This is a genomic window from Citrobacter sp. Cpo147 (assembly GCF_030332405.1).
Taxonomy (GTDB): Bacteria; Pseudomonadota; Gammaproteobacteria; order Enterobacterales; family Enterobacteriaceae; genus Citrobacter; species Citrobacter portucalensis.
Genome location: NZ_JAOWHX010000030.1, coordinates 1,304,482 through 1,316,184, shown reverse-complemented (window position 1 = coordinate 1,316,184; position 11,703 = coordinate 1,304,482). Strand labels below are relative to the sequence as shown.

At 54.2% G+C, this 11,703-nt stretch carries 11 protein-coding genes; 8 read left to right on the top strand and 3 right to left on the bottom strand.

Going from position 1 to position 11,703, the window contains the following annotated elements:
• Window positions 1-109 precede the first annotated feature (109 nt).
• Complete coding sequence (locus OGY06_RS08880) at window positions 110-484, top strand: helix-hairpin-helix domain-containing protein (RefSeq protein ID WP_003831017.1); 375 nt, start codon at window positions 110-112, stop codon at window positions 482-484.
• A gap of 106 nt (window positions 485-590) precedes the next feature.
• Window positions 591-989 carry a long-chain acyl-CoA thioesterase FadM gene (gene fadM, locus OGY06_RS08875; protein ID WP_003021636.1) on the top strand — a complete coding sequence of 133 codons (399 nt, stop codon included), beginning with the start codon at window positions 591-593 and terminating at the stop codon, window positions 987-989.
• Window positions 990-1,094: 105 nt separating this feature from the next.
• On the opposite strand, the gene queC is transcribed toward fadM, so the two are convergent.
• Window positions 1,095-1,790 carry a 7-cyano-7-deazaguanine synthase QueC gene (gene queC, locus OGY06_RS08870; RefSeq protein WP_003021638.1) on the bottom strand — a complete coding sequence of 232 codons (696 nt, stop codon included), beginning with the start codon at window positions 1,788-1,790 and terminating at the stop codon, window positions 1,095-1,097.
• A 65-nt stretch (window positions 1,791-1,855) separates the two neighbouring features.
• A complete protein-coding gene (locus OGY06_RS08865; RefSeq protein WP_286605116.1) occupies window positions 1,856-3,556 on the bottom strand; it encodes an SgrR family transcriptional regulator in 1,701 nt (566 codons plus the stop codon).
• A 144-nt stretch (window positions 3,557-3,700) separates the two neighbouring features.
• On the opposite strand from OGY06_RS08865, the gene cof reads away from it, so the two are divergent.
• The gene (cof, locus tag OGY06_RS08860) at window positions 3,701-4,519 is read left to right on the top strand and encodes an HMP-PP phosphatase (RefSeq protein ID WP_286605114.1); all 819 of its coding nucleotides are present in this window, start codon (window positions 3,701-3,703) and stop codon (window positions 4,517-4,519) included.
• Between the two features lie 50 nt (window positions 4,520-4,569).
• Here cof and OGY06_RS08855 read toward each other — a convergent pair whose 3' ends face one another.
• Window positions 4,570-5,625 carry a PLP-dependent cysteine synthase family protein gene (locus OGY06_RS08855; RefSeq protein ID WP_122984023.1) on the bottom strand — a complete coding sequence of 352 codons (1,056 nt, stop codon included), beginning with the start codon at window positions 5,623-5,625 and terminating at the stop codon, window positions 4,570-4,572.
• A 116-nt stretch (window positions 5,626-5,741) separates the two neighbouring features.
• Here OGY06_RS08855 and decR point away from each other — a divergent pair, with 116 nt between their 5' ends.
• The 5 genes from decR (at window position 5,742) to amtB (ending at window position 11,693) form a co-directional block, all read left to right on the top strand.
• Window positions 5,742-6,200 carry a DNA-binding transcriptional regulator DecR gene (decR, locus tag OGY06_RS08850; protein WP_003831023.1) on the top strand — a complete coding sequence of 153 codons (459 nt, stop codon included), beginning with the start codon at window positions 5,742-5,744 and terminating at the stop codon, window positions 6,198-6,200.
• 44 nt (window positions 6,201-6,244) lie between these two features.
• On the top strand, window positions 6,245-8,017 hold the full coding sequence (locus OGY06_RS08845; RefSeq protein WP_126319017.1) for a SmdA family multidrug ABC transporter permease/ATP-binding protein: 1,773 nt from the start codon (window positions 6,245-6,247) through the stop codon (window positions 8,015-8,017).
• Complete coding sequence (locus OGY06_RS08840; protein ID WP_008783952.1) at window positions 8,010-9,788, top strand: SmdB family multidrug efflux ABC transporter permease/ATP-binding protein; 1,779 nt, start codon at window positions 8,010-8,012, stop codon at window positions 9,786-9,788. Before OGY06_RS08845 ends, OGY06_RS08840 begins: the two co-directional genes overlap by 8 nt.
• Window positions 9,789-10,036: 248 nt before the next feature.
• Window positions 10,037-10,375, top strand: coding sequence for a P-II family nitrogen regulator (glnK, locus tag OGY06_RS08835; protein WP_003021657.1), 339 nt, complete (start codon window positions 10,037-10,039; stop codon window positions 10,373-10,375).
• A gap of 31 nt (window positions 10,376-10,406) precedes the next feature.
• Window positions 10,407-11,693, top strand: coding sequence for an ammonium transporter AmtB (gene amtB, locus OGY06_RS08830; protein WP_257661421.1), 1,287 nt, complete (start codon window positions 10,407-10,409; stop codon window positions 11,691-11,693).
• Window positions 11,694-11,703: the final 10 nt, after the last annotated feature.

The following is an 11,703-nucleotide window of genomic DNA, read 5'->3' as shown; positions in this document are numbered from 1 at the left end:
TACCAAAGGCCGCTTTCGCGGCCTTTTCCATTTCTGATATTTGCCGTTTGTCTGCCGTTCTGCACCTCGCTATCGTGATTCCACTGTTAACAAACAAGGAGAAAACAGTATGAAACATGGAATCAAAGCTCTGCTTATCACTCTTTCATTGACCTGCGCTGGTATGGCCCAAACCGCATTGGCGGCTGAGCCTGTCGCCAAAAGCCAGGCGACTCAAACCAAAGCGGAAAACCCAGGGGCGGCACAAAGCAAAGCCACACTGCCCGCTAAAGCAAGCGACGATGAGGGCACCAGGGTAAGCATCAACAGCGCTTCTGCGGAGGATTTAGCGCGAGTTATGAATGGCGTGGGTCTAAAGAAAGCGCAGGCGATTGTGAGCTATCGTGAGGAGTACGGGCCGTTTAAAACGGTGGATGATTTAAAACAGGTGCCGGGCATGGGCAGTTCACTGGTTGAGCGTAACCTGGCAGTTTTAACACTTTAATAACTTGCAGAGCGCTGAAAGTTTGCCAGACTGTAGAGGTCATACCAGTTATGACCTCTTTACTCAAAAGTCTGTTCCTATAAAAACAACGTAAGGCTCCTGCGCTATGCAAACACAAATCAAAGTCCGTGGTTTTCATCTTGATGTCTATCAGCACGTTAACAATGCCCGCTATCTGGAGTTTCTGGAAGAGGCCCGCTGGGATGGTCTGGAAAACAGCGACAGCTTTCAGTGGATGACCGCACACAACATCGCTTTTGTGGTCGTGAATATTAATATCAACTACCGGCGACCTGCGGTGCTGAGCGATCTGCTGACCATCACCAGTCAGGTTCAACAGTTAAATGGCAAAAGTGGCGTGTTAAACCAGACCATTACCCTGGAGCCGGAAGGGCAGGTGGTGGCAGACGCGCTGATTACGTTCGTCTGTATTGATTTGAAAACGCAAAAAGCGTTGCCGCTGGAAGGGGAGTTGCGCGAAAAACTGGAGCAGATGGTGCAGTAGTGGCTGCGACTGCCGGAAGGTGACGCTCAAGCGTCTTATCCGGCCTACATGAGTTGCTGCGACTGCCTGTAGGCCGGATAAGCAAAGCGCAATCCGGCAATACAATCACTTTAACCCGGTTTTCTGCTTCATTGCCGCCATCACTGCCGGTTTATCCGCCAGATAATGGTTCAGGCCGTTGGCACGCAGATTACACGCCGCACAGTGACCGCAACCGTCACCTTTGATGCCGTTATAGCAGGTCAGCGTTTCTTCGCGTACCAGGTCCAGCTTGCCCCAATAATCGGCCAGTGCCCAGGTTTCGGCTTTATCGATCCACATCAGTGGGGTTTCAAAGCGAATATCTTTCGCCATCCCCAGGCTTACAGCATGGTTCAGGGCTTTAACGAACTCATCGCGACAGTCCGGATAGCCGGAGAAATCGGTCTCACAAACGCCGGTAATGACCGCCTCTGCCTGCACCTGGTACGCGTAAATTGCTGCCAGCGTTAAGAACAGAATATTGCGTCCTGGCACAAAGGTATTGGGAATGCCGTTCGCATCCGGTTCGTAATCGGGTACCGGAATGTTATCGCGGGTCAGGCTGCTGACAGCCAGTTCACTGAGCAATGTGACATCAAGTACTTTGTGCGCCCGCGCGCCAAGTTTTAAGGCCAGGTCACGTGCGACATCAATCTCAGCGCGATGGCGCTGACCATAATCAAAGGTCACGCAGTGCACTTCATCATACTGATGCAGCGCTTGCGCCAGACAAGTCGTGGAGTCCTGACCTCCACTGAATACAACAACGGCACGTTTCATGGCTTTTCCTGACAAAATAACGAAGCCCTTATGGTAGCGCCTGGACGTGCCGTCGACCAGCTTCTTCACGCTGAAGGAGGTGGCAGCCAGGCTTCGGTAAACTCGAACCAGCCACGAGGATTCAGGCGTACGCCGTTCACGCCCGGTGGCGCGCTGATGCGATAGTGATAATTGAACAGTGGGGTCAGGGTAGCGTCATGCATTAGCGTGGCGAAAACTTGTTGTAAAGCAGCGTGGCGATCGTCCTCATCGGCCTGGATTTGAAGGGCATCCAGGGTCGTTTGCAAATGTGTGTATGCTGGCGCATTCAATACATGTGACCAGAGCTGATCGCAGCGCAACCACTGTTCGAGAGTATATTCAGGTGCCTCACCAATCAGCCTGTCGCCCATCATCAGGTCGGCCTGGGCTAAGGGATGATCGCCATCCCAGTTTTTAGCATTATGAAAAATAAGCGTTAATTCACAGCCGAGCAGCGCCAGCGCCTGGCGAAGCTGTTCAGCCATAGCGTGAAGTTCTACCGGCAGGTGATAAGCCAGCGTCAGCTTTTCCGGTAATGCCACCTCATCGAGTTCATCCCATTGTGGGATAGTCCATCCGGGGAGCAGTGCATTGCTTGGCGTGATCAGATTTTCATCCACTTCAAGCGTTTGTAGCAGGGAAGAACGGTGGATGATATTGATCAGTCTACGGGCCTGCTGCGTATTCAGGTGCGCGCTTTTTCTGAGCGTGAGATAGCAAAAACCAAGACTGATCCCGCTGCTTACCTGGCTTAGCATAGGCAACTCTTCGGGTTTACCAATCGCAATTTGCACCGGATGGCGACAGCTGGTGCCCAGATCCTGGGAGAAGAGCTGTGGGGTTATCCAGTATTCAATGGCTTTTAGCAGCGGATGACTCAGATGGTAGTGATCATGGCTCTCGATACGCACCAGCTCAGGAGTAAACAGCGTCAACCGGAACGGGCCGGTACCCACAAACGGGTGCTCAGGATGCGCCAGGTGACTGCTGTAGCTTGCCAGACGGTGCGCCAGCCAGAAGTCGGGACGATGCAGAATAAAGGTCAGACACTGGGGATGCGTCACCTCAATGCGCTTTACGCTGATAAACAGCTTATTCAGCGCGGGGAGTTCTAACAGCTTCAGCAACTGCTGATGTAGCTGTGAGCTGCTTACCGTATCACCGTTATGCCAATGCAGGGTGGAACGAATATAGAAATCCCAGTGCAGGCCGTCAGCGGAAATATTCCAGTGGTGGGCTAAGTCTCCACAAGGACGTTGCGTAGTGCTGTCAAACCGGGTCAGGCCAGAGAAAACTTGTCCGGCGAGGTGTTGCTCCGCGCGACCAGGGAGAAAACCGGGGTGCAAGGGGTCGAGCGGGCGGTAATAGGGGATACGTAGGGTTGGCGTGTCGTTTTGCCACTGACCGCCCATAAACGGTTGTAGCAGTGTTCTTAATTCGCCCGGAGCCAACTGAGCCAGTTCCAGTACGCTAAGCTGCTCTCCCTTTTGCAGCGCCTGTTCCATCATGGTGTTGCGCAGTGAATCTGGCGTCACTAAAAACCGCAGTTGCCCGCGTTTCCCGCGCCCCGACTGGGCATGCCACTCCAGCCAGCCCGCATCCTGCGCTTGCTTTAGCAGGGTACGCACATGGCGTTCGCTACAAAAACAGCGTTCGGCCAGTTCCCCGACGGTCACCGACTGCGGTTCGCCGTTCGAGGGCAGCCACAGGCGTTGGTACTGGTTCAGGCGATTAAGCAGACGCATTGATACTTTTTCCTTCAGGATGTCCGTTAACGGTTTATGCGTAGAGAAACCCGGAACAATTCATTTTATCTATTCACTATTACTTCCGTATATCTCAGGTGATACTGGATCACAAGTTAACCGCGTCACAGTGTGGAGAAAGAAATGGCTCGTCTGGCTGCATTTGATATGGATGGCACCCTTTTGATGCCGAATCACCATTTAGGTGACGAAACGCTTTCAACGCTGTCGCGCCTGCGTGAACGCGATATTACTCTGACATTTGCTACCGGCCGCCATGTGCTTGAGATGCGCCATATTTTAGGCTCTATCTCACTGGATGCCTTTTTGATTACGGGGAATGGCACGCGCATTCATTCTCTTGAGGGAAATGTGTTACACCGTCAGGATCTGGATCCGAATGTCGCGGATATTGTGTTACATCAGAAGTGGGATACTACGGCCAGCATGCATGTCTTTAATGACAATGGTTGGTTCACCGGACAAGAGATCCCCTCGCTGCTGCAGGCGCATGTGTATAGCGGATTTAGCTACCAGATCGTCGATGTGAAACGTATTCCGGCGCATCAGGTCACGAAAGTCTGTTTCTGCGGCGATCATGACTCTCTGATCCAATTGCGCATTCAACTGAATGAAGCGCTGGGTGAACAGGCGAATCTCTGTTTTTCCGCGTTTGATTGCCTTGAGGTGCTGCCGCTGGGCTGTAATAAAGGATCGGCATTGGCGGTGTTGAGCGACCATTTAGGTTATTCAATGGCCGAGTGTATGGCGTTTGGCGACGCTATGAACGATCGCGAAATGTTAGGCAGCGTTGGGCGCGGCCTGATTATGGGTAACGCGATGCCGCAACTGATTGCTGAACTGCCTCATTTATCGGTGATTGGGCATTGCCGTAATCAGGCAGTGTCACACTTTTTGACGCATTGGCTGGACAATCCACATCTACCTTATTCCCCCGAATGAGAGATCCCTTCCAGCAAGCCAGACTTCGCGTCTGGCTTTTTTTTATCCCATTAATGGGTGTTCAGTAGTCGGGCGAGCTCCGCTTTCCACGGCGTTAAATCACCGATGTGCGCGTCGACCCACTGTGGGTTGTAGTAGGTTTCCAGATAGCGTTCGCCGCTGTCACACAACAGCGTCACCAGTGAGCCGCTTTCTCCGGCATCGCGCATACGGGCGGCAAGTTGCAGCGTTCCCCACATATTGGTACCCGTAGAGGCGCCGACTTTACGGCCCAACTGCGTTTCCAGCCAGTGTGCGGTGGCCACGCTTGCGGCATCCGGCACGCGCAGCATTTCATCGACCACGTCAGGAATGAAAGACGGTTCGACACGCGGGCGGCCAATGCCTTCAATTTTACTTCCTACCGGACTGCGTAACGTGGCATCGCGATCCTGCCAGAAGGGCAGAAAGACCGAGTTTTCCGGGTCCACTACCATCAGTTGAGTGTCGTAGCCCTGACAGCGGATATAGCGGCCAATGGTTGCTGAGGTGCCACCGGTTCCGGCGCTCATCACAATATGGCGGGGAACGGGGTTGGGCTCGCACTGCATCTGACGAAAGATGCTGTCGGCGATATTATTATTGCCGCGCCAGTCGGTGGCGCGCTCAGCGTAAGTGAACTGGTCCATGTAATGACCGTTCAGCTCACGCGCTAGTTGCTCAGAGGCCGCATAGATTTCGCAGGCGCTTTCCACGAAATGACAGCGACCGCCGTAAAATTCAATCTGTTCAACCTTACGTTTTGCCGTACAGGAAGGCATGACGGCAATAAATGGCAACCCTAACAGTCGAGCGAAATAAGCCTCAGAGACCGCCGTTGAACCGGACGATGATTCAATGATGGTGGTGCCTTCTTTGATCCAGCCATTGCACAATCCGTACAGAAACAGTGAGCGCGCCAGACGATGCTTCAGACTCCCGGTCGGATGCGTGCTCTCATCTTTTAAATAGAGCTGAATGCCCGGGAACGCCGGTAGCGACAGGCGAATGAGATGCGTATCCGCAGAACGCTGATAATCCGCGTTGATTTCATTGATGGCGTTTTTAACCCAGGAGCTATTCATCATTAATAGATATCCATTTGTCATTTTGTGCCCAGAATAGCGAAAAGCACGGAAAAAATTGTTGCCATTTAGCCTTTAAAATAGAATGTAAGGAGAAAATTCTTCTCTGTGGAGTGGATATGTTAGACAAAATTGACCGCAAGCTACTCGGCTTGCTGCAACAGGACTGCACCCTTTCTTTGCAGGCATTAGCAGATGCCGTTAATCTGACTACCACCCCCTGCTGGAAACGTCTCAAACGACTTGAGGATGACGGTATCCTGCTGGGCAGAGTCGCCCTGTTGGATCCAGAAAAACTGGGGCTGGGACTCACCGCGTTTGTGCTGATCAAAACTCAGCATCACAGCAGCGAATGGTATTGCCGCTTTGTCACTGAAGTGACCGGAATGCCCGAGGTTCTGGGGTTCTGGCGTATGGCAGGGGAGTATGACTACCTGATGCGAGTGCAGGTTGCTGATATGAAAAGCTATGATGAATTCTATAAGCGCCTGGTGAATAGCGTACCGGGCCTGTCTGACGTCACCTCCAGCTTTGCCATGGAACAGATTAAATACACAACTGCTCTACCTATTGAATAATTCTCCCGGCGCTTATTGCCGGAAATCTTGTCAGGACATAACGCGTGCGATTATTTGCTCAATTAAGCTGGTACTTCCGCCGGGAGTGGCGTCGCTACCTCGGGGCAGTGGCCTTGCTTATCATCATCGCTATCCTTCAGCTTATTCCGCCGAAAGTGGTCGGGATCATTGTGGATGGCGTGACGACTCAACGTTTCACCACCGAGCGGCTGCTGATGTGGGTGGGGACAATTGCCCTGATTGCCGTGGTGGTTTATTTGCTGCGCTATGTCTGGCGCGTGCTGCTGTTTGGCGCATCCTACCAACTGGCGGTTGAGCTGCGGGAAGATTATTACCGTCAGTTGAGTCGCCAGCATCCAGAATTTTATCTGCGGCACCGTACGGGCGATCTGATGGCGCGGGCAACCAACGATGTCGATCGCGTCGTATTTGCCGCCGGAGAAGGGGTGCTGACGCTGGTGGATTCGCTGGTCATGGGGTGTGCGGTGCTGATCGTGATGTCAACGCAGATAAGCTGGCAACTGACGTTGATTGCGCTGCTGCCGATGCCGGTGATGGCGTTGATGATCAAACGTTACGGCGATCGACTCCATAACCGTTTTAAGCTGGCGCAGGCGGCGTTTTCCAGTCTCAACGATCGTACTCAGGAAAGCCTGACCAGTATTCGTATGATCAAGGCCTTTGGTCTGGAGGATCGACAGTCGGCATTATTTGCCGCTGATGCTGAAGATACCGGTAAGAAAAACCTGCGCGTGGCGCGCATTGACGCCCGCTTTGATCCCACGATTTATATCGCCATTGGTATGGCTAACCTGCTGGCGATTGCCGGGGGAAGCTGGATGGTGGTACACGGCTCGCTGACGCTCGGGCAGCTCACCAGCTTTATGATGTATCTCGGTCTGATGATTTGGCCGATGCTGGCGCTGGCCTGGATGTTTAACATCGTCGAACGCGGCAGCGCCGCGTATAGCCGAATTCGCGCCATGCTGGCAGAAGCGCCGGTAGTGGATGACGGTACTGAACCGGTGCCGGAAGGACGCGGCGAGCTGGCGGTGGCGATTCGCGAATTTTGTTACCCGCAAACCACCCACCCGGCGCTGGAAAATGTGAATTTCCAGCTCAAACCTGGACAGATGCTGGGCATCTGTGGTCCGACCGGCTCGGGAAAAAGTACGGTGCTGTCGCTGATCCAGCGTCATTTTGATATCACCCAGGGCGATGTGCGCTTTCATGATATCCCATTAACGCGCTTACAGCTGGATAGCTGGCGCAGCCGACTGGCGGTTGTCAGCCAGACGCCATTCCTGTTTTCCGATACCGTCGGTAATAACATCGCCTTAGGACGTCCGCAGGCCACGCAGGAAGAGATCGAGCATGTGGCGCGCCTTGCCAGCGTTCATGAGGATATTTTACGTCTTCCGCAGGGCTACGACACCGAAGTGGGCGAACGCGGGGTGATGCTGTCTGGCGGGCAAAAACAGCGTATTTCTATCGCTCGAGCGTTACTGCTGAACGCTGAAATCCTGATTCTGGATGATGCGTTGTCGGCGGTAGATGGTCGTACCGAACATCAGATCCTGCATAACCTGCGCCAGTGGGGCGAAGGCCGAACCGTAATTATTAGCGCTCACCGTTTATCGGCCCTGACGGAAGCCAGCGAGATTATCGTGATGCAGCATGGGCATATTGCCCAGCGCGGTGAGCATGATTCTTTAGTGCAGCAGCCTGGCTGGTATCGTGATATGTACCGCTATCAGCAACTGGAAGCGGCACTGTCTGATGCGCCAGAGATAAACGAGGAGGTGGCTAATGCGTAGTTTTGGGCAATTATGGCCAACTCTGAAAAGGTTACTGGCATACGGTTCACCATGGCGAAAACAGCTGGCGATTGCGGTCGTCATGTTGTGGGTGGCGGCTGCGGCGGAAGTCAGCGGCCCACTGCTGATTAGCTATTTTATCGATAACATGGTGGCGAAGAACAATCTGCCGCTGGCGATGGTTGCCGGGCTGGTTGCCGCCTATGTCGGTCTGCAACTGCTGGCGGCAGGGCTGCATTACGCGCAGTCGTTACTGTTTAACCAGGCGGCGGTTGGCGTAGTACAACAGTTACGTACCGACGTAATGGACGCTGCGCTGCGCCAGCCGCTCAGCGCCTTTGATACTCAGCCCGTCGGGCAGCTTATCTCCCGCGTGACCAATGACACCGAAGTGATTCGTGACCTGTACGTGACGGTGGTCGCAACGGTTCTGCGCAGCGCGGCCTTAATTGGCGCCATGCTGGTCGCGATGTTCAGCCTCGAGTGGCGTATGGCGCTGGTGGCGATGGCCATTTTCCCGGCCGTGCTGGTGGTGATGGTTATTTACCAACGCTACAGCACCCCGATTGTGCGTCGGGTGCGCGCTTATCTGGCGGATATTAACGATGGCTTTAACGAAGTCATCAACGGCATGAGCGTTATCCAGCAGTTCCGCCAGCAGGCAAGGTTTGGCGAGAGAATGGGCGAGGCCAGCCGCTCGCACTATATGGCGCGCATGCAAACCCTGCGACTGGATGGTTTTTTGCTGCGTCCGCTGCTGAGCCTTTTCTCGGCGCTGATCCTCTGCGGCTTGCTGATGCTGTTCAGTTTTACCTCTGGCACCTCCATTGAGGTTGGCGTGCTGTACGCGTTCATCAGCTACCTCGGCCGTTTGAACGAACCGCTGATCGAGCTGACCACCCAGCAATCAATGCTGCAGCAGGCGGTTGTCGCTGGTGAGCGAGTGTTCGAACTGATGGACGGGCCTCGTCAGCGCTATGGTGAAGACGATCGCCCGCTCAAAAGCGGAGACATTGAGGTGGATAACGTTTCATTTGCCTATCGCGACGACAATCTGGTGCTGCAAAACATCAGTCTGTCCGTGCCTTCGCGCAGCTTTGTGGCTTTGGTCGGACACACAGGCAGCGGCAAAAGCACGCTGGCCAGCCTGCTGATGGGATATTACCCGCTGACGCAGGGGGAAATCCGCCTTGACGGACGTCCGTTGTCTTCTCTGAGCCACGGTGCGTTACGTCAGGGCATCGCGATGGTGCAGCAGGATCCGGTGGTGATGGCGGATACCTTCCTGGCAAACGTCACGCTGGGTCGCGATATCTCAGAAGAGCGGGTCTGGCAGGCGCTGGAGACTGTGCAACTGGCAGAACTGGCTCGGGGTTTGAGCGAGGGGATTCATACCCGGCTGGGCGAGCAGGGCAATAATCTCTCCGTTGGGCAGAAACAGCTGCTGGCGCTGGCGCGGGTATTGGTTGAAACGCCGCAGGTGCTGATCCTCGATGAAGCCACAGCCAGTATTGATTCCGGTACTGAACAGGCCATTCAGCACGCGCTGGCGGCGGTCCGTGAACACACTACGCTGGTGGTGATTGCGCATCGGTTATCGACGATTGTCGATGCGGATACCATTCTGGTGCTGCATCGCGGTCAGGCGGTTGAGCGTGGTACGCATCAGCAATTACTGGCGGCGCAAGGTCGTTACTGGCAGATGTATCAGCTGCAGCTGGCGGGCGAAGAGTTAGCCGCCAGCACGCAAGAGGATTCTGTTATCGCCTGACGGCGCAGTGCTTATCCGGCCACGCGGTATCGTAGGCCGGGTAAGGCGTTTACGCCGCCATCCGGCAATCAACAATCTGGTGCAAAAATGTAACGCACTATGCACCGTTATAGTGCGTTTTTTCTGTTTCTCTCCCGGCAGCACCCGGCGAACCTGAATCATTCCGCGTTTTTCATTCCTGGCACACCCCTTGCAATATTCCTCTCGTGTATCTGCAGCCACTACTGAATTCTGACTGGAGGGGATCTATGAAGCTGGTTACCGTGGTAATCAAACCGTTCAAACTGGAAGACGTCCGTGAAGCACTGTCGTCTATTGGTATTCAGGGGCTGACCGTCACCGAAGTGAAGGGGTTTGGCCGACAGAAAGGTCATGCTGAGCTGTACCGTGGGGCTGAATATAGCGTCAATTTTCTGCCAAAGGTGAAGATTGATGTGGCGATTGCCGACGACCAACTGGATGGCGTGATTGATGTCATCAGTAAGGCGGCATACACCGGAAAAATTGGCGACGGCAAAATCTTCGTCGCCGAGCTGCAACGTGTGATTCGTATTCGTACCGGCGAAGCCGACGAAGCCGCACTGTAACTTCTGGCACACAGTGATAGGAAACCAAAAAATGAAGATAGCAACGATGAAAACAGGTATTGCTTCACTGGCGCTACTGCCGGGACTGGCGATGGCGGCACCGGCGGTTGCGGATAAAGCAGATAACGCTTTTATGATGATCTGTACCGCGCTGGTGCTGTTTATGACTATCCCTGGCATTGCGTTGTTCTACGGCGGTTTGATTCGCGGTAAGAACGTGCTGTCGATGCTGACTCAGGTGACGGTGACATTCGCTCTGGTTTGTATTCTATGGGTGGTTTATGGCTACTCACTGGCCTTTGGCGAAGGGAATAATTTCTTCGGCAACTTCAACTGGGTATTGCTGAAGAACATCGAGCTGACGGCGGTCACGGGGAGCTTCTACCAATACATTCACGTTGCTTTTCAGGGATCTTTTGCCTGCATCACCGTTGGGCTGATTGTCGGGGCTCTTGCTGAGCGTATTCGTTTCTCTGCAGTGCTGATTTTTGTGGTGGTGTGGTTAACGTTGTCGTACATCCCCATTGCCCATATGGTCTGGGGCGGCGGCTTACTGGCTTCTCACGGCGCACTGGATTTTGCCGGCGGGACGGTCGTGCACATCAACGCAGCGATTGCTGGTCTGGTTGGTGCGTATCTGATTGGCAAACGCGTCGGTTTTGGCAAAGAAGCCTTTAAACCGCATAACCTGCCGATGGTCTTCACCGGTACCGCTATTCTCTACATTGGTTGGTTTGGCTTTAATGCCGGTTCAGCGGGAACGGCGAATGAAATTGCCGCACTGGCCTTCGTTAATACCGTGGTCGCCACCGCTGCCGCCATCCTCGGATGGATCTTCGGTGAATGGACGCTGCGTGGCAAACCGTCTCTGCTGGGCGCTTGTTCTGGTGCTATTGCAGGTCTGGTGGGCGTAACACCTGCATGTGGCTACATTGGTGTCGGAGGAGCGCTGATTATCGGTGTCGTTGCAGGGCTGGCTGGCCTGTGGGGTGTGACCATGCTGAAGCGTTTTCTGCGCGTGGACGATCCGTGTGATGTGTTTGGCGTGCATGGCGTGTGCGGTATTGTTGGCTGCATCCTGACCGGCGTTTTCGCTGCCAGCTCTTTGGGCGGCGTGGGCTTTGCCGAGGGCGTGACCATGGGGCATCAGCTGCTGGTGCAACTGGAAAGCGTGGCGATCACCATCGTCTGGTCCGGCGTGGTGGCCTTCATTGGCTATAAGCTGGCAGATATGACGGTGGGTCTGCGCGTACCGGAAGAGCAGGAACGCGAAGGTCTGGATGTGAACAGTCACGGCGAAAACGCCTACAACGCTTGATGTTTCAATC